Source organism: Micromonospora sp. CMU55-4 (assembly GCF_011602315.1).
In the GTDB taxonomy this organism is placed as follows: Bacteria; Actinomycetota; Actinomycetes; order Mycobacteriales; family Micromonosporaceae; genus Micromonospora; species Micromonospora chalcea.
Genome location: NZ_JAAOLH010000010.1, coordinates 142,545 through 157,812 on the forward strand (window position 1 = coordinate 142,545; position 15,268 = coordinate 157,812).

Consider the following 15,268-nt stretch of genomic DNA (forward strand, 5'->3'; position numbering starts at 1 on the left):
CGGACGCCACTCCGCCAGAATTTCCCGATATTACCCCTGAAAGGGACAATCAGTCCTACTCTATGCCACATGGTGTACCGGTACGAGTCCGATGAGGACGCCTTCCTGGAGTACCCGAAGCCCGGGTCGGCCCCGCACGGGCCCGCAGCCACGACGCCGCCGCCCGCGGGTCCGTCACGCTCCCGGTTCCCCACGCCGTCGCTGCCCCCGCCGCCGCGCCCGCAACCGGCGCTGCCGCCGGCCGGCGCGGCCGGGCAGGACGACCCCGACGGGCAGGCGGTGGCGGACGACACCCGCGCACCCGTTCCGGCGCCACCGGCCCCGGCGCCGACACCGGGACGGCCCGCGCCACCACGGGAGCCGTCCCCGGTGCCGCAGCCCGCGCCACCCATGCCCGCGCCCGTACCGGCGGCGACGAACCGGCCGACAGTGCCGATCCCCGCCAACCCGACCGCCCGCGCCGGCGACGTCTCCGAACTGCCCCGGGCCCGGCGCGCCGACCGCCGCAACGGCGGCAGCCGGTTCTGGCAGGCGCTCGTCGGTGGCGCCGCCGTACTGCTGCTGCTCTCGCTCACCGGGCTCGCCGTCGCGGCGCTGCTGGACGAGCGGACGGCCACGCCGTCCGCCGGCCAGCCGACCCCGCAGCCGAGCGAGTCGAGCACCCCGGCCGGCGGCACCGACCTGGACTCCCGGGACACCGACCAGGCGACGCTCACCGCCAAGGAGGTCTTCCCGACCAAGGACCTGGTGCTCACCGACGGGAAGCCGGCGTACCGGGTGCTCAAGACCCAGGCCAGTACGAAGTGTCAGGTAGCGGCCACCGGCGAGATCGCCGACCTGCTGGTCCGGCTCGGCTGCAACCAGGTCGTGCGGGGCACGCTCCGCTCCCCCGACGGCGACCACCTGATCACCGCCGGTCTGTTCAACCTCACCGACGTGGCCACCGCCCAGCGGGTACGCGACCGCATCCGGCCGCTGCTCGACGCGCGCCAGGGACGGTTCCGTGGCATGGCGGCGGGCGACGACACCGAGGTGGTGGAGAAGGCCGCGGCCCGGGTCGCCTGGCAGGTACGCGGACACTACGTCGCCTACTGCCTGGTCACGCGCGCCGACGGGGAACGCATCCCCAGCGACGACGCAGCCGCCCGCGAGATCATGTACGACATGGTCGAGCTGCACCTCAACCGGGCTGTGCTGGACCGTCGTGCGGCGGCCGGAACGGCCGGGCAGCCCGACGCGGAGTCGGCCGGGGACAGCGCCGGTCAGCGGGGCACCGACTGACCTCCGGTCAGCCCTCGGCCACCGGCACCCGCAACCGGCGGGTCAGATCGGCGCGGCGGGCGTACTCGGCCGGGTCGGCCGGGTAGCCCACAGCGACCAGGGCGAGGCCGTGCGCCGGCGCCACAGTCACCTCGCTGGAGCGCTCACGCCGGGTCAGCAGGCCGGCCGGCCACTGCACCGGCCGCCGCCCGTCACCGGCCACCAGCATCGCCCCGACCAGGCTGCGCACCATGTTCTGGCAGAACGCGTCGGCCTGCACGGTGGCGACCAGGATCCCGTCCGGGTCGCGCCGCCAGTCCAGCCGGGTCACCTCGCGCAGCGTGGTGGCGTTCTCCTTGCGCCGGCAGTACGCGGCGAAGTCGTGCTCGCCCACCAGCCCGGCCGCGGCGGCGTTCAGCGCCGCGAGGTCCAGCGGCTTCGGCCAGGCCAGGGTGTCCCGGCGGCGCAGCGGCTCGGCGCCCCACGGGGCGTCGGTGACCCGGTACTCGTAACGCCGGAACGTGGCCGAGAAGCGGGCGTCGAAGTCGGCCGGCACCTCGGTCATGGCGCGTACCCGCACATCCGGCGGGAGGAGCCGGGCCAGCCGGCGCAGCAGCCGCCCCTCGTGCTCCCGCCACACCGCGGCGGGCAGGTCGAGGTGGCAGACCTGCCCGGTGGCGTGCACCCCGGCGTCGGTACGCCCGGCCACCGTCAGGCCGGTCGCCGTGCCCGCGCCGAGCACCAGGTCCAGCGTCTGCATGAGCACGCCGGCCACGGTGCGCCGGGTCGGCTGGGGCGCCCAGCCGGAGAAGTCCGTGCCGTCGTACGAGACGTCCAGCCGCAGCCGGATCCGCTCGTCCACCTCGTACCTCCTGTCGACGGCGACGGGCCCGGCACCCCCGAGGGGATGCCGGGCCCGGTCGAGCCTGATCTCAGGCCTTGTCGTTCTCGGTGGCCTCGTCGCTGTCCTCACGGGCGGCGGCGGTGTCACCCGACGCGGAGACCGGGGCCTCGGCGTCCTGGTCGCCCTCGCTGGAGCGCGGCTTCTCCTCGGCCGGGGCCAGGGCCTCGACCTTGTCCTGCTGCGCGGCCTTGCGGGCGGCGGTCTTCTTGTTCGCCTTCGGCTCGGCGACCTGAAGCTCCTCCACCAGCTCGATGATCGCCATCGGAGCGGCGTCACCCTTGCGCGGACCGGTCTTCACGATCCGGGTGTAGCCACCGTTGCGGTTGGCGTACCGGGGCGCGATCTGGTCGAACAGGGCGTAGACCACGTCCTTGTCCTTGACGACGCCCAGCACCCGGCGACGCGAGGCGAGGTCGCCGCGCTTGGCCTTGGTGATGAGCTGCTCGGCCAGCGGACGCAGCCGCCGGGCCTTCGTCTCGGTGGTCTGGATCTTGCCGTGCTGGAACAGCGCGGTGGCCAGGTTGGCCAGCATCAGCCGCTCGTGCGCGGGGCTGCCGCCGAGGCGGGGGCCCTTGGTGGGCGTGGGCATGCTTGGTGCTCCTCAGGTGTGGCGGCAGCGCGGACTAGAGCTGCTCGGTCTCGCGGTAGTCGTCGGTGTCGTAGTCCGCCTCACCGAAGGCGTCCACGACGTGCGCCGGGTCGAAGTTCGGAGCCGAGTCCTTCAGCCCCAGGCCCATCCCGGCGAGCTTCATCTTGACCTCGTCGATCGACTTCTGGCCGAAGTTGCGGATGTCGAGGAGGTCGGCCTCGGTACGCCCGATGAGCTCACCAACGGAGTTGATGCCCTCGCGCTTGAGGCAGTTGTAGGAGCGGACGGTCAGGTCCAGCTCCTCGATCGGCAGGGCCAGGTCGGCCGCCAGCTGGGCGTCCTGCGGGGACGGCCCGATGTCGATGCCCTCAGCGGTCTCGTCCAGCTCACGGGCGAGCCCGAACAGCTCCACCAGCGTCGAGCCGGCCGAGGCCAGCGCGGTACGCGGGCCCATCGACGGCTTGGTCTCGACGTCGATGATCAGCCGGTCGAAGTCGGTCCGCTGCTCGACACGGGTCGCCTCGACCCGGTACGTCACCTTGAGCACCGGCGAGTAGATCGAGTCGACCGGGATCCGGCCGATCTCGGCGCCCGCCTGCTTGTTCTGCGCCGCGGTGACGTAGCCGCGACCCCGCTCGACGGTCAGCTCCATGTCGAGCCGGCCCTTGCCGTTGAGGGTGGCGAGCTTCAGGTCCGGGTTGTGCACCGAGACACCGGCCGGGGGCTGGATGTCACCGGCGGTCACGTCGCCCGGGCCCTGCTTGCGCAGGTACATGCTGACCGGCTCGTCGTGCTCGGAGCTGACGCACAGCTCCTTGATGTTCATGACGAGCTCGACCACGTCCTCCTTGACCCCGGGGATCGTGGTGAACTCGTGCAGCACACCGTCGATCTTGATCGAGGTGACCGCCGCACCGGGGATGGAGGACAGCAGCGTACGCCGCAGCGAGTTGCCCAGCGTGTAGCCGAAGCCGGGCTCCAGCGGCTCGATGGTGAACCGGGAGCGGGTCTCGTTGATCGACTCTTCGGAGAGAGACGGTCGCTGGCTGATGAGCATCTTTTCTCTTCTCTTCCGGGGCGCCCGCTATTTGACGCCCACGACACAACTGTTCCGGTGGCCCGCCCCGGAGGACGGGCCACCGCAACGAGCCCTTACTTGGAGTAGAGCTCGACGATCAGCTGCTCCTGGACCTGGGTGTCGATCACCTGGCGGGCCGGGAGCGAGTGCACGAGGATCTTCAGCTGGCTCGGGATCGCCTCCAGCCACGCCGGAACGGTCCGCGAGCCGGCCTCACCCTGCGCCACGAGGAACGGGGTGAGCTCCTTGCTCTTGGCACGCACCTCGACGATGTCGTGCTCCTTGACGCGGTACGACGGGATGTCGACCTTCTTGCCGTTCACCGTGAAGTGGCCGTGCTTGACCAGCTGGCGGGCCATGTCCCGGGACTTGGCGTAGCCGGCCCGGTAGACCACGTTGTCCAGCCGCGACTCGAGGATCTGCAGCAGGACCTCGCCGGTCTTGGCCTCCTTGCTCACGGCCTCTTCGTAGTAGCCGCGGAACTGCTTCTCCAGCACGCCGTAGACACGACGGGCCTTCTGCTTCTCACGAAGCTGGAGCAGGTACTCCGTCTCCTTCGTGCGGCCGCGGCCGTGCTGCCCGGGCGGGAACGGCCGGGACTCGAACGGGCACTTCGGGCCATCGCACTTGCTGCCCTTGAGGAACAGCTTCATCTTCTCCCGCCGGCAACGGCGGCAGTCAGCACCGGTGTAACGAGCCATCTCTCTCTAACCTCTCAGACCCGGCGACGCTTCGGCGGACGGCACCCGTTGTGCGGCTGCGGCGTGACGTCGGAGATCTGCCCGACCTCGAGGCCCACTGCCTGCAGCGAACGGATGGCGGTCTCCCGGCCGGAGCCGGGGCCCTTGACGAACACGTCGACCTTGCGCATGCCGTGCTCCATCGCGCGGCGCGCGGCGGCCTCGGCGGCGAGCTGCGCGGCGAACGGAGTCGACTTGCGGGAGCCCTTGAAGCCGACCTGGCCGGAGGAGGCCCAGGAGATGACCGCACCGGTCGGGTCCGTGATGGACACGATGGTGTTGTTGAAGGTGCTCTTGATGTGCGCCTGCCCGTGGGCGACGTTCTTGCGTTCCTTGCGCCGGACCTTCTTGACGGCGGCTCCGGCACGAGCCTTCGGTGGCATAAGTCTGTGCGCTCCTAGTTACTTCTTGCCGGGCTTCTTCTTGCCGGCCACGGTCCGCTTCGGGCCCTTCCGGGTCCGCGCGTTGGTCTTGGTGCGCTGGCCACGCACGGGCAGACCGCGGCGGTGCCGGATACCGGCGTAGCAGCCGATCTCGACCTTGCGGCGGATGTCAGCGGCGACCTCGCGGCGCAGGTCGCCTTCAACCTTGTAGTTGCCCTCGATGTGGTTCCGGAGCTCGACGAGCTCCTCGTCCGTGAGGTCTCGAACGCGCTTGTCCGGCGAGATGCCGGTCGCGGCGAGCGTCTCCAGGGCGCGGGTGCGACCGACCCCGAAGATGTAGGTGAGCGCGATCTCCATCCGCTTCTCGCGGGGGAGATCCACGCCGACTAGACGTGCCATGTGCGGGCGTACTCCTCGTGATGTTGTGGCGGAGGTGTGGACCCGTCCCACCCCGCTACCCGACCGTCCCTGTCCTTCCGGCGACGAACGCCGGCGACCGGGACGGGTCGCTGCCCGAGCGGGCCCCGGCCTCCGACCGGGGGTCAACCACGAGGGGGTACGCGCTGCGCGCCCGACCGCGGCTGGGACGAGTTGGTGATGTGTGGGGCGTCAGCCCTGGCGCTGCTTGTGGCGCGGGTCGGTGCAGATGACCATGACCCGGCCGTGCCGGCGGATCACCCGGCACTTGTTGCAGATCCTCTTGACGCTCGGCTTGACCTTCACGGTTGCCTTACTTCCCATCTGGCCCGGAGGCGCGACGCAGCGCGACCCGGACGTCGAAGACGGACACGGGAACGTCCCGGCCGCCGTCAGGCTTACTTGTAGCGGTAGACGATGCGCCCGCGGGTCAGGTCGTACGGCGAGAGTTCGACGACGACCCGGTCCTCCGGCAGGATGCGGATGTAGTGCTGCCGCATCTTGCCGCTGATGTGAGCCAGCACCTTGTGACCGTTCGCGAGCTCCACCCGGAACATGGCGTTCGGCAGGGGCTCGATGACCCGACCCTCGATCTCGATGGCTCCGTCTTTTTTCGGCATGTCCTCCGCTGTCCTGACGTCGGTTACTCCGGACGGCCCACAACGTCTTACACGGGAGAACTGACCAAGATCAGGAAACCCGCGCCAGCCGCGGCTCCGACTCCCACCGAAGCGCAGGGTGGGCATGGCGGAGTGGACGCTGTGCGCCGATCTGAAAGTGTACGCCGACCCGCGCGCGCTCGCCAAACCGACCGGCGGGACCGTCACCCGCAGGGCGTGAATATGACACAGCTCACGTCTCCGGCAGCTCCCGCTTCGCCCGGCGGCGCGCCTCCCGCTCGACCTGCTTGCGCCGCCGGCGTTCCGCGTCCTTCTCCGGCGCGCCGTGCGCCAGCCCCTGGATCGTCTGGTAGAGCACCACGGCGCCCCACGGGCCGAGCACCCAGATCGGCCAGTAGTCGTCGAACTCGCCCTCACCCAGCTGGGAGACGAACCAGATCGCGGTGAGGATCAGGGCCACCTTCAGCCAGGGCCCCCACACCCCCAGCAGCCAGACGCTGCGCGTGCTCACGGCCGCCTGGTCCCGATCAACCGCCGGGCTCTTCCCGGCCGTGCGCGGAGCCGGCAGCGAAGTCTCCGCCGGCCGGGAACCGGGCAGGTCGGTCAGCAGCTCGTCCAGCTCGCCGTAGGTCTTCGCCCCGTACGCCCGGCGCAGCCGCTCGTCGTACTCGTTCAGGTCGAGCCGGCCCTCGTTCAGCGCCGCCCGGAGACGATCCGCGGTGGCCTCCCGGTCCGCGTCGGCCGCCCGCATCCGGTTGCGCTCATCCATGGGAGCAAGCATGTCATCCGGCCGCCAGGCCCGCAGCACGGCGCCCGGGACGGGCGTGCGCCCGCTCAGACCGCCGGAGAGTCGACAGACGTCTGCCGGGCGGTCACCAGTTCGCCCAGGCGCCCCCGTCCGCCGTCCTCGGCGGTCAGCACCCACACGCCGTCGTCCAGCAGCGCCATCGAGTGCTCCACGTGCACCGCCATGGAGCCGTCCCGGGTCACCACGGTCCAGCCGTCGGCCAGCTCGACCGTACGCGGCGAACCCATGGTGATCATCGGCTCGATGGCGAGCGCCAGGCCCGGCACCAGACGCGGCCCCTTGCCGGGGCGCCCGTGGTTGAGCACGTGCGGGTCCTGGTGCATCTCGGTGCCGATGCCGTGACCGCCGTAGCCGTCGACGATGCCGTACCGGCCGCCCTTGCGGACCGCGCTCTCGACCGCGTGGGAGATGTCGGTGAGCCGGCCCTTGCCCGAGGCCGCCCCGCGCGCCGCCGCCGCGATCCCGGCCCACATCGCGTCCTCGGCCACCGCCGTCATCCTCAGCAGCGCCGGGTCGACCTCGCCGACCGGCACCGTGACGGCCGCGTCGCCGTGCCAGCCGTCCAGCACCGCGCCGCAGTCGATCGAGATCAGGTCACCCTCGCGCAGCACCTGCTGGGGCGACGGGATGGCGTGCACCACCTGCTGGTTGACCGAGGAGCAGATCGACGCCGGGAAGCCGTGGTAGCCCTTGAAGGACGGCACCGCGCCGGCCTCGCGGATCGTCGACTCGGCGATCGCGTCCAGGTCTGCCGTCGACACGCCCGGCGCCACCGCTTCCCGCATCCGGCGCAGGGCACGGGCGACGACCAGACCGGCGGCCCGCATCAGCTCGATCTGCTCGGGGGTCTTCAGCTGGATGTCCAGCTGGTGACGGCGCATGGTGGTGGTTACCTTTCGTCGCGCGTACGCGGAGCAGCGGGGCACGTCGCACGTACCCCGCTGTTCGCACTCTATCCGCCGGGTGGCGGGTGGGACCTCAGCCGCCGTACGAGCGCAGCGCGTCGATGGCGCGGACGGTGACGTCCTCCACCGGACCGGTCGCGTCGATGCCGACCAGCTTGCCCTGGGCGCCGTAGTAGTCGACCAGCGGCGCGGTCTTCTCGGCGTACTCGCGCAGCCGGGCGGCGATGGTCTCCGGCTTGTCGTCGTCCCGCTGGAACAGCTCCGCGCCGCAGCGGTCGCAGATGCCCTCCCGGCTGGTCGCGTCGAACTCGACGTGCCAGATCTTGCCGCAGCCCCGGCACGTGCGCCGGCCGGACAGCCGCCGGATCACCTCGTCGTCGTCGACGACCAGTTCCAGGACCAGGTCCAGCGCGGTGCCGAGGTCGGCGAGGAGCTTGTCCAGCGCGGCGGCCTGCGGCGTGGTCCGCGGGAAGCCGTCGAGCAGGAAGCCCTCGCTCGCGTCCGGCTCGGCGAGCCGGTCACGCACCATGTTGATGGTGACCTCGTCCGGGACCAGCTTGCCGGCGTCCATGTACCGCTTGGCCTCGACTCCCAGGGGCGTGCCCTGGGAGACGTTCGCCCGGAAGATGTCACCGGTCGAGATCTTCGGCACCGAGAGGTGAGCGGCGATGAACTCCGCCTGTGTGCCTTTGCCCGCGCCCGGCGGGCCAACCAGAACGAGTCGCATCTACCGCAGGAACCCTTCGTAGTTCCGCTGCATGAGTTGGCTTTCGATCTGCTTCACGGTCTCCAGACCGACGCCAACCATGATCAGCACAGCGGTGCCGCCGAACGGGAAGTTCTGGAACTGCTGGTTGTCCAGCCAGATGAAGAAGAAGTTCGGCAGGATCGCGACGATGCCCAGGTAGAGCGCGCCCGGCAGGGTGATCCGGCTGAGGATGAAGTCGAGGTACTCGGCGGTCGGCTTGCCGGGGCGGATACCCGGCACGAAGCCGCCGTACTTCTTCATGTTGTCCGCGACCTCGGTCGGGTTGAACGTGATCGACACGTAGAAGTACGTGAAGAAGATGATCAACAGGAAGTAGATCGCGATGTGCTCCGGCGCGCTCGCCTTCACGATGTGGTTCTGGATCCACGCCTGGACCTTGCCCGGGTCGTTCTGATCGAAGAACTGGAGCGCGAGCTGCGGCAGGTAGAGCAGCGACGAGGCGAAGATGACCGGGATGACGCCGGCCTGGTTCACCTTCAGCGGGATGTAGGTCGACGTGCCGCCGTACATCCGCCGGCCGATCATGCGCTTGGCGTACTGCACCGGGATGCGGCGCTGCGCCTGCTCGATGAACGTGACAGCGGTGATGACCACCAGCACCAGGGCGATGACGAGGAGGAACATCCCCCAGCCCTTGGTGGTCTTGATCTTCCAGCCCTCACTGGGGAGCCGGGCCGCGATCGAGGTGAAGATCAGCACGGACATGCCGTTGCCGACGCCCCGGTCGGTGATCAGCTCGCCGAGCCACATCACCACGCCGGTGCCGGCGGTCATGGTCATGACCAGGATCGTCAGCGTCAGCCAGTCCGGGATGCCGGTGCCGCGGGGCACGATCGGGAACTGGTCGCACTGGTTGTTGAACAGCTGCCCGGAGCGGGCCAGCGCCACGAACGCCGAGGCCTGCAGAACGCCCAGACCCAGCGTCAGGTAGCGGGTGTACTGCGTGATCTTGGCCTGCCCGGCCTGGCCCTCCTTGCGGAGCTGCTCCAGGCGCGGGATCACCACCGTCAGCAGCTGCAGGATGATCGACGCGGTGATGTAGGGCATGATGCCCAGCGCGAAGACCGAGAGCTGGAGCAGCGCGCCACCGGAGAAGAGATCCAGCAGGTTGAGCACGCCGGTGCTGCCACCCTGGATGGTGTCGAGACACTTCTGCACGTTGCCGTACGAGACGCCTGGGCTGGGCATCGTGGCGCCCAGCCGGTAGACCGCGATGATGCCTACTGTGAACAGCAGCTTCTTGCGCAGGTCAGGCGTACGGAACGCACTGAGAAAGGCGGACAGCAACTTCTTCCTCCTGCGCGACGCGGGCCGCCGGTGACGAATCCTGGCGGGGCGGGGTGGTGTGGCCGGGCGGCGTGCCCGGATTCCATGGCTGGGAACGGACTCTAACAGTCCGATCCCCCTCCGGGCAGATGTGCCCGGCTACATAAAACGAATCCGATGTTACCCGGCGCACACGTGGCCGGTAGACCATGGCGCCCGCCCAGTTGCGAACAACTGAGCGGGCGCCATGAACATCGCCTTACAGCTCGGTGACCGAGCCACCGGCGGCGGTGATCTTCTCCTTGGCCGACGCGCTGAACGCGTGCGCCGAGACCTGGAGAGACACGCCACCGAGGTCGCCGGTGCCGAGCACCTTGACCGGGTGACCCTTGCGGACCGCGCCGGCCTCGACCAGCTCGACCGGGCCGACCTGGCCGCCGTTCGGGAACAGCTCGGCCAGCCGGTCCAGGTTGACCACCTGGAACACGACCTTGAACTTGTTCTTGAAGCCCTTCATCTTCGGCAGGCGCATGTGGATGGGCATCTGCCCACCCTCGAACGCCGGCGAGATGTTCTTCCGGGCCTTCGAACCCTTGGTACCGCGACCGGCGGTCTTGCCCTTCGAGCCCTCACCGCGACCCACGCGGGTCTTGTCGGTCTTGGCACCCGGAGCCGGACGCAGGTGGTGCACCTTGATCGTCATTACTCGACCTCCTCGACCTTCACGAGGTGGTTGACCGTGAAGATCATGCCGCGGATCTCCGGCCGGTCCTCCTTGACCACCACGTCGTTGATCCGCTTGAGACCGAGCGAACGCAGCGAGTCACGCTGGTTCTTCTTGGTCCCGATCTCGGACCGGACCTGGGTGACCTTCAGGCGTGCCATCAGGACGCCACCCCCGCCCGCGACGCCAGCATGGCGGCCGGCGCGACGTCCTCGACCGGCAGACCACGACGGGCCGCGACCTGCTCCGGGGACTCGAGCCCCTTCAGGGCCGCCACCGTGGCGTGCACGATGTTGATCGGGTTGGACGAGCCGAGGCTCTTGGAGAGCACGTCGTGGATGCCCGCGCACTCCAGCACGGCACGCACCGGACCACCCGCGATGACACCCGTACCGGCGGAGGCCGGCTTGAGCAGCACCACACCGGCCGCGTCCTCGCCCGTGACCGGGTGCGGGATCGACTGACCGATCCGCGGCACCTTGAAGAAGTGCTTCTTGGCCTCCTCGACACCCTTGGCGATCGCCGCGGGCACCTCCTTGGCCTTTCCGTAGCCCACACCGACGGTGCCGTCGCCGTCGCCCACGATCACCAGGGCGGTGAAGCTGAAGCGACGACCACCCTTCACGACCTTGGCGACGCGGTTGATCGCGACGACCCGCTCGAGGTGCGGGGTCTTCTCGACGGGCGCGTTTCCGCGGCCGCCCTCACGGCGGTTGTCGCGGCGACCACCCTCGTTGCCACCGGACCCGCCGCCACGGCGCTGTTGACCTGGCATCAGCAGCCTTCCTTCTCTCTCGTGACGGGGTTTCTAGAACTCGAGCCCGGCTTCGCGGGCGGCGTCGGCAAGCGCGGCGACACGCCCCGCGTACCGGTTGCCACCGCGGTCGAAGACGACCTTCGAGACGCCGGCGGCCTTGGCGCGCTCGGCGAGCAGGGCACCGACCTTGCCGGCCAGGGCGCTCTTGTCGCCCTCGGCGCCGCGCAGCGAGGCGTCCATGGTCGAGGCCGACGCCAGGGTGTGACCCTTGGTGTCGTCCACGACCTGGGCCACCATGTGCCGCAGGGAGCGGGTGACGACGAGGCGGGGACGCTCGGCGGTGCCGCTGACGTTCTTGCGGACCCGGAAGTGCCGACGCGCACGCCCGACGGCACGCTTGGCGGCGACGCCGCGGCGGCGCTTGAGCAGCGTGGCGCTCACTTCTTACCTGCCTTTCTCACGGCCTCACGGCCGGCGGACGACCTCGCCCGGGTGTTGATGGCCGCGGTCACTTCTTGCCCGCCTTACCAGCCTTGCGGCGGATGACCTCGCCCTGGTACTTCACGCCCTTGCCCTTGTAGGGCTCCGGCGGGCGGATCTTCCGGATGTTGGCGGCGACCTCACCGACCTGCTGCTTGTCGATGCCGGCCACGTGGAACAGCGTCGGCTTCTCGACCGTGAAGGTGATGCCCTCCGGCGCCGGCACGAGGACCGGGTGCGAGAACCCGAGCGCGAACTCCAGGTCCTTGCCCTTGGCGGTCACGCGGTAACCGGTGCCGGCGATCTCCAGGCTCTTGCGGTAGCCCTCGGTCACGCCGACGATCATGTTGGCCACCAGCGTCCGGCTCAGGCCGTGCAGCTCCTTGGCCTTGCGCTCGTCGTTGGGCCGGTTGACGTGCAGCTCGCCGTCCTCGCCCCGCTCCGCCGTGATCGGCTCGGCCAGCACGTGGCTCAGTTCGCCCTTGGGGCCCTTGACCTTGACGGTCCGGCCGTCGATCGTGATGTCGACGCCGGCAGGCACCGGGATCGACTTACGTCCAATACGCGACATTTCTACCTGTCTCCCGTTACCAGACGAAGGCGAGGACTTCCCCGCCAACGCTCCGCTTGCGGGCCTGCCGGTCGGTGAGCAGCCCCTGGGACGTCGAAATGATCGCCACGCCCAGCCCGCCGAGCACCCGCGGGAGCCCGTCCGACTTGGCGTACACCCGGAGACCGGGCTTGGACACGCGCTTGATGCCGGCCAGGCTCCGCTCGCGGTTCTGGCCGTACTTCAGCTCGACGACCAGTCGCTTGCCGACGGCGCCCTCCTCGGGCTCCTCGACCGACCAGGTGGCGATGTAACCCTCGGCCTTGAGGACCTCGGCGATGTTCGCCTTGATCTTCGAGTAGGGCATCGTCACCCGGTCGTGGTACGCCTGGTTGGCGTTACGCAGACGCGTGAGCATGTCTGCGATCGGGTCGGTCATCGTCATGAAAACTCGTCAACCTTTCTCGCCGGGGTTCCCCGGGCCAGGCCCGGGGCCTACGGCGAAGAGACAGTTCAGCTGACGCGCCGGAGCGCGCCGGGCTATTACCAGGAAGCCTTGGACACGCCGGGCAGCTCACCGCGGTGGGCCATCTCCCGGATGCACACCCGGCAGAGACCGAACTTGCGGTAGACCGCCTTCGGACGCCCGCACCGCTGGCAGCGGGTGTACGCGCGAACCGAGAACTTCGGCTTCGCGGCCGCCTTGAGGATCAGCGCCTTCTTGGCCATCTCAGTTCTCCTTGAACGGGAAGCCCAGGAGCTTGAGCAGCGCCCGGCCCTCGTCGTCGGTCGTGGCGGTCGTGACCACCGTGATGTCCATGCCCCGCTGGCGATCGATCTTGTCCTGATCGATCTCGTGGAACACCGACTGCTCGGTCAGGCCGAACGTGTAGTTGCCGTGCCCGTCGAGCTTGCGCCCGTCCAGGCCGCGGAAGTCGCGGATACGCGGCAGCGCGATCGAGAGCAGCCGGTCCAGGAACTCCCACATCCGGTCGCCGCGGAGGGTGACCTTCGCGCCGATCGGCATGCCCTCGCGGAGCTTGAACTGCGCGATGGACTTGGTGGCCCGCCGGACCTGCGGCTTCTGGCCGGTGATGGTGGCCAGGTCGCGAACGGCCCCGTCGATCAGCTTGGCGTCGCGAGCAGCCTCGCCGACACCCATGTTGACGACGATCTTGACCAGCCGCGGCACCTGCATCGGGTTGGCGAACTCGAACTGCTTCTGCAGCTCGGCCACCACCTCGTTGCGGTACCGCTCCTTGAGGCGCGGCAGGGTCTTGGTTTCGGTAGCCGTGGTCATCAGAGGTCCTTACCGGTGCTACGCGCGATGCGGACCTTCTGGCCGTTGTCGTCGATCCGGTAGCCGACGCGGGTCGGCTTGCCGTCGGAGTCCAGGACCATCACGTTCGAGACGTGGATCGGGGCCTCCTGGGTGACGATGCCACCGGTCTTGGCGCCACGCTGGGTGGTGCTGATACGGGTGTGCTTCTTGACCCGGTTCACGCCCTCGACCAGGACCTTGTCCTGCCGCGGGTAGGCCGCGATGACCTTGCCCTTGGCACCCTTGTCCTTGCCGGCGATGACGACGACCGTGTCGCCCTTCTTGACCTTCACGGTCACAACACCTCCGGCGCGAGAGAGATGATCTTCATGAACCGCTTGTCCCGCAGCTCCCGGCCGACCGGGCCGAAGATACGGGTACCGCGCGGGTCCCCACCGTCCTTGATGATGACGGCGGCGTTCTCGTCGAAGCGGATGTACGACCCGTCCGGCCGCCGCTTCTCCTTGGCGGTCCGAACGACGACAGCCTTGACGACGTCGCCCTTCTTCACACCGGCACCGGGGATCGCGTCCTTGACGGTCGCCACGATGACGTCGCCGATGCTCGCGTAGCGCCGACCGGAGCCGCCGAGCACCCGGATGCACAGGATCTCCCGGGCACCCGTGTTGTCGGCGACGCGCAGTCGCGACTCCTGCTGAATCACGTCTATCTCCTATGTCTGCCGGTTCTCCGGCCGCTCGGGGCGGCCGGAGCCTGGCGGAACCTGCGCCCGACCGAGACCCGGCCGAGCTCGAGCCTTCGCTACTTGGCCTTCTCGAGGATCTCCACGAGCCGCCAGCGCTTGGTGGCGGACAGCGGCCGGGTCTCCATGATCAGGACCCGGTCGCCGATGCCGGCCGAGTTCTGCTCGTCGTGCACCTTCAGCTTGCTCGTACGGCGCATGATCTTGCCGTACAGCGCGTGCTTGACGCGGTCCTCGACCTCGACCACGACGGTCTTGTCCATCTTGTCGCTGACCACGAGGCCCTCGCGAACCTTGCGGCGGGCCCGCGCGGGGGCGGTGGTGTTCTCACTCATGATGCAGTCACCTCAGTCGGCGCGGCCGAGAGACCCAGCTCACGCTCACGCATGATCGTGTAGATCCGGGCGATCTCCCGACGGATGACCTGCAGCCGCCGGTTGTTGTCCAGCTGCCCGGTTGCGGCCTGCACGCGGAGGTTGAACAGCTCCGCCTTAGCCTCGCGCAACTTCGTGACCAGCTCCTCCTCGGAGAGCTCACGCAGCTCGGAGGGCTTGACGCCCGCTGCCATCAGGATTCACCCACTTCGCGCGTAACAATGCGGCACTTCATCGGGAGCTTGTGGATCGCGCGACGCATCGCCTCTCGCGCGATCTGCTCGTTGGGGAAGGACATCTCGAAGAGGACCCGCCCCGGCTTCACGTTGGCGACCCACCACTCGGGCGAACCCTTACCGGAACCCATCCGGGTCTCGGCCGGCTTCTTGGTGAGGGCCTGGTCCGGGAAGATCGTGATCCAGACCTTGCCGCCACGCTTGATGTGACGGGTCATCGCGATACGCGCCGACTCGATCTGGCGGTTGGTCACGTACGCCGGCTCGAGAGCCTGGATCCCGAACTCGCCGAACACCACCCGGTTACCACCCTTGGACGCGCCGCTGCGGTCCGGGTGGTGCGGCTTGCGGAAGCCCTTCGGGGGCTTGCGCGGCATCAGCATC

Annotated in this window: 26 protein-coding genes; 1 reads left to right on the forward strand and 25 read right to left on the reverse strand. The window is 69.3% G+C overall.

Annotated elements, in window-relative coordinates; translation table 11 throughout:
- Positions 1–69: 69 nt before the first annotated feature.
- Positions 70–1,281: a hypothetical protein gene (locus HA073_RS18820; protein ID WP_240925837.1), complete on the forward strand. Its 1,212-nt coding sequence runs from the start codon at positions 70–72 to the stop codon at positions 1,279–1,281.
- Positions 1,282–1,288: 7 nt separating this feature from the next.
- Here HA073_RS18820 and truA read toward each other — a convergent pair whose 3' ends face one another.
- The 25 genes from truA to rplP form a co-directional block, all read right to left on the reverse strand.
- Positions 1,289–2,122: a tRNA pseudouridine(38-40) synthase TruA gene (gene truA / locus HA073_RS18825; protein ID WP_043328248.1), complete on the reverse strand. Its 834-nt coding sequence runs from the start codon at positions 2,120–2,122 to the stop codon at positions 1,289–1,291.
- Between the two features lie 70 nt (positions 2,123–2,192).
- Positions 2,193–2,753: a 50S ribosomal protein L17 gene (gene rplQ, locus HA073_RS18830; RefSeq protein ID WP_030501600.1), complete on the reverse strand. Its 561-nt coding sequence runs from the start codon at positions 2,751–2,753 to the stop codon at positions 2,193–2,195.
- 34 nt (positions 2,754–2,787) lie between these two features.
- On the reverse strand, positions 2,788–3,810 hold the full coding sequence (locus HA073_RS18835) for a DNA-directed RNA polymerase subunit alpha (RefSeq protein ID WP_007073009.1): 1,023 nt from the start codon (positions 3,808–3,810) through the stop codon (positions 2,788–2,790).
- 95 nt (positions 3,811–3,905) lie between these two features.
- The gene (gene rpsD / locus HA073_RS18840; protein ID WP_018784565.1) at positions 3,906–4,532 is read right to left on the reverse strand and encodes a 30S ribosomal protein S4; all 627 of its coding nucleotides are present in this window, start codon (positions 4,530–4,532) and stop codon (positions 3,906–3,908) included.
- Positions 4,533–4,546: 14 nt separating this feature from the next.
- Positions 4,547–4,954 carry a 30S ribosomal protein S11 gene (gene rpsK, locus HA073_RS18845; protein ID WP_013288613.1) on the reverse strand — a complete coding sequence of 136 codons (408 nt, stop codon included), beginning with the start codon at positions 4,952–4,954 and terminating at the stop codon, positions 4,547–4,549.
- An 18-nt stretch (positions 4,955–4,972) separates the two neighbouring features.
- Entirely contained in the window at positions 4,973–5,353 is a 381-nt protein-coding gene (gene rpsM, locus HA073_RS18850) for a 30S ribosomal protein S13 (RefSeq protein ID WP_013288614.1), read from the reverse strand.
- 210 nt (positions 5,354–5,563) lie between these two features.
- The gene (gene rpmJ, locus HA073_RS18855; protein WP_012184307.1) at positions 5,564–5,677 is read right to left on the reverse strand and encodes a 50S ribosomal protein L36; all 114 of its coding nucleotides are present in this window, start codon (positions 5,675–5,677) and stop codon (positions 5,564–5,566) included.
- A 92-nt stretch (positions 5,678–5,769) separates the two neighbouring features.
- Positions 5,770–5,991, reverse strand: coding sequence for a translation initiation factor IF-1 (infA, locus tag HA073_RS18860; protein WP_007073013.1), 222 nt, complete (start codon positions 5,989–5,991; stop codon positions 5,770–5,772).
- 232 nt (positions 5,992–6,223) lie between these two features.
- Positions 6,224–6,742: a DUF1707 domain-containing protein gene (locus HA073_RS18865; protein WP_043330929.1), complete on the reverse strand. Its 519-nt coding sequence runs from the start codon at positions 6,740–6,742 to the stop codon at positions 6,224–6,226.
- Between the two features lie 83 nt (positions 6,743–6,825).
- Entirely contained in the window at positions 6,826–7,680 is an 855-nt protein-coding gene (gene map, locus HA073_RS18870; RefSeq protein ID WP_064446617.1) for a type I methionyl aminopeptidase, read from the reverse strand.
- 97 nt (positions 7,681–7,777) lie between these two features.
- On the reverse strand, positions 7,778–8,431 hold the full coding sequence (locus tag HA073_RS18875) for an adenylate kinase (RefSeq protein ID WP_030501603.1): 654 nt from the start codon (positions 8,429–8,431) through the stop codon (positions 7,778–7,780).
- The gene (gene secY / locus HA073_RS18880) at positions 8,432–9,760 is read right to left on the reverse strand and encodes a preprotein translocase subunit SecY (protein ID WP_043328244.1); all 1,329 of its coding nucleotides are present in this window, start codon (positions 9,758–9,760) and stop codon (positions 8,432–8,434) included.
- Positions 9,761–9,998: 238 nt separating this feature from the next.
- Entirely contained in the window at positions 9,999–10,442 is a 444-nt protein-coding gene (gene rplO, locus HA073_RS18885) for a 50S ribosomal protein L15 (protein WP_018784561.1), read from the reverse strand.
- Positions 10,442–10,624: a 50S ribosomal protein L30 gene (rpmD, locus tag HA073_RS18890; RefSeq protein WP_013473693.1), complete on the reverse strand. Its 183-nt coding sequence runs from the start codon at positions 10,622–10,624 to the stop codon at positions 10,442–10,444. Before rpmD ends, rplO begins: the two co-directional genes overlap by 1 nt.
- The gene (gene rpsE / locus HA073_RS18895) at positions 10,624–11,238 is read right to left on the reverse strand and encodes a 30S ribosomal protein S5 (protein ID WP_013288621.1); all 615 of its coding nucleotides are present in this window, start codon (positions 11,236–11,238) and stop codon (positions 10,624–10,626) included. Before rpsE ends, rpmD begins: the two co-directional genes overlap by 1 nt.
- 33 nt (positions 11,239–11,271) lie before the next feature.
- The gene (gene rplR / locus HA073_RS18900) at positions 11,272–11,661 is read right to left on the reverse strand and encodes a 50S ribosomal protein L18 (RefSeq protein WP_030501605.1); all 390 of its coding nucleotides are present in this window, start codon (positions 11,659–11,661) and stop codon (positions 11,272–11,274) included.
- Positions 11,662–11,728: 67 nt separating this feature from the next.
- A complete protein-coding gene (gene rplF, locus HA073_RS18905; RefSeq protein ID WP_013288623.1) occupies positions 11,729–12,271 on the reverse strand; it encodes a 50S ribosomal protein L6 in 543 nt (180 codons plus the stop codon).
- 16 nt (positions 12,272–12,287) lie between these two features.
- Positions 12,288–12,695, reverse strand: a complete 408-nt coding sequence (gene rpsH, locus HA073_RS18910) for a 30S ribosomal protein S8 (RefSeq protein WP_013288624.1) — start codon at positions 12,693–12,695, stop codon at positions 12,288–12,290.
- A 98-nt stretch (positions 12,696–12,793) separates the two neighbouring features.
- On the reverse strand, positions 12,794–12,979 hold the full coding sequence (locus HA073_RS18915; RefSeq protein ID WP_007073023.1) for a type Z 30S ribosomal protein S14: 186 nt from the start codon (positions 12,977–12,979) through the stop codon (positions 12,794–12,796).
- Between the two features lies 1 nt (position 12,980).
- Entirely contained in the window at positions 12,981–13,550 is a 570-nt protein-coding gene (gene rplE, locus HA073_RS18920; protein ID WP_018784556.1) for a 50S ribosomal protein L5, read from the reverse strand.
- On the reverse strand, positions 13,550–13,870 hold the full coding sequence (rplX, locus tag HA073_RS18925) for a 50S ribosomal protein L24 (protein WP_013288626.1): 321 nt from the start codon (positions 13,868–13,870) through the stop codon (positions 13,550–13,552). The genes rplE and rplX overlap by 1 nt, the downstream gene beginning before the upstream one ends.
- Entirely contained in the window at positions 13,867–14,235 is a 369-nt protein-coding gene (rplN, locus tag HA073_RS18930; protein WP_007073026.1) for a 50S ribosomal protein L14, read from the reverse strand. Before rplN ends, rplX begins: the two co-directional genes overlap by 4 nt.
- A gap of 98 nt (positions 14,236–14,333) precedes the next feature.
- Positions 14,334–14,609 carry a 30S ribosomal protein S17 gene (gene rpsQ / locus HA073_RS18935; RefSeq protein WP_030501606.1) on the reverse strand — a complete coding sequence of 92 codons (276 nt, stop codon included), beginning with the start codon at positions 14,607–14,609 and terminating at the stop codon, positions 14,334–14,336.
- Positions 14,606–14,842, reverse strand: a complete 237-nt coding sequence (rpmC, locus tag HA073_RS18940; protein ID WP_013288628.1) for a 50S ribosomal protein L29 — start codon at positions 14,840–14,842, stop codon at positions 14,606–14,608. The genes rpsQ and rpmC overlap by 4 nt, the downstream gene beginning before the upstream one ends.
- Positions 14,842–15,267 carry a 50S ribosomal protein L16 gene (gene rplP / locus HA073_RS18945; RefSeq protein WP_007465292.1) on the reverse strand — a complete coding sequence of 142 codons (426 nt, stop codon included), beginning with the start codon at positions 15,265–15,267 and terminating at the stop codon, positions 14,842–14,844. The genes rpmC and rplP overlap by 1 nt, the downstream gene beginning before the upstream one ends.
- Position 15,268 lies beyond the last annotated feature (1 nt).

Bases quoted from the DNA above. Each gene is read 5' to 3' on its own strand.
- rplQ (WP_030501600.1), bottom strand. From the start codon at position 2,753: ATGCCCACGCCCACCAAGGGCCCCCGCCTCGGCGGCAGCCCCGCGCAC.
- rpsD (WP_018784565.1), bottom strand. From the start codon at position 4,532: ATGGCTCGTTACACCGGTGCTGACTGCCGCCGTTGCCGGCGGGAGAAG.
- map (WP_064446617.1), bottom strand. From the start codon at position 7,680: ATGCGCCGTCACCAGCTGGACATCCAGCTGAAGACCCCCGAGCAGATC.
- infA (WP_007073013.1), bottom strand. From the start codon at position 5,991: ATGCCGAAAAAAGACGGAGCCATCGAGATCGAGGGTCGGGTCATCGAG.
- rpsM (WP_013288614.1), bottom strand. From the start codon at position 5,353: ATGGCACGTCTAGTCGGCGTGGATCTCCCCCGCGAGAAGCGGATGGAG.
- rpsE (WP_013288621.1), bottom strand. From the start codon at position 11,238: ATGCCAGGTCAACAGCGCCGTGGCGGCGGGTCCGGTGGCAACGAGGGT.
- rpsH (WP_013288624.1), bottom strand. From the start codon at position 12,695: ATGACGATGACCGACCCGATCGCAGACATGCTCACGCGTCTGCGTAAC.
- HA073_RS18820 (WP_240925837.1), top strand. From the start codon at position 70: ATGGTGTACCGGTACGAGTCCGATGAGGACGCCTTCCTGGAGTACCCG.
- rplP (WP_007465292.1), bottom strand. From the start codon at position 15,267: ATGCTGATGCCGCGCAAGCCCCCGAAGGGCTTCCGCAAGCCGCACCAC.
- rpsK (WP_013288613.1), bottom strand. From the start codon at position 4,954: ATGCCACCGAAGGCTCGTGCCGGAGCCGCCGTCAAGAAGGTCCGGCGC.
- rplE (WP_018784556.1), bottom strand. From the start codon at position 13,550: ATGACCACGGCTACCGAAACCAAGACCCTGCCGCGCCTCAAGGAGCGG.
- rpmC (WP_013288628.1), bottom strand. From the start codon at position 14,842: ATGGCAGCGGGCGTCAAGCCCTCCGAGCTGCGTGAGCTCTCCGAGGAG.
- HA073_RS18875 (WP_030501603.1), bottom strand. From the start codon at position 8,431: ATGCGACTCGTTCTGGTTGGCCCGCCGGGCGCGGGCAAAGGCACACAG.
- rpsQ (WP_030501606.1), bottom strand. From the start codon at position 14,609: ATGAGTGAGAACACCACCGCCCCCGCGCGGGCCCGCCGCAAGGTTCGC.
- HA073_RS18915 (WP_007073023.1), bottom strand. From the start codon at position 12,979: ATGGCCAAGAAGGCGCTGATCCTCAAGGCGGCCGCGAAGCCGAAGTTC.
- HA073_RS18865 (WP_043330929.1), bottom strand. From the start codon at position 6,742: ATGCGGGCGGCCGACGCGGACCGGGAGGCCACCGCGGATCGTCTCCGG.
- rpmD (WP_013473693.1), bottom strand. From the start codon at position 10,624: ATGGCACGCCTGAAGGTCACCCAGGTCCGGTCCGAGATCGGGACCAAG.
- HA073_RS18835 (WP_007073009.1), bottom strand. From the start codon at position 3,810: ATGCTCATCAGCCAGCGACCGTCTCTCTCCGAAGAGTCGATCAACGAG.
- rplF (WP_013288623.1), bottom strand. From the start codon at position 12,271: ATGTCGCGTATTGGACGTAAGTCGATCCCGGTGCCTGCCGGCGTCGAC.
- rplO (WP_018784561.1), bottom strand. From the start codon at position 10,442: ATGACGATCAAGGTGCACCACCTGCGTCCGGCTCCGGGTGCCAAGACC.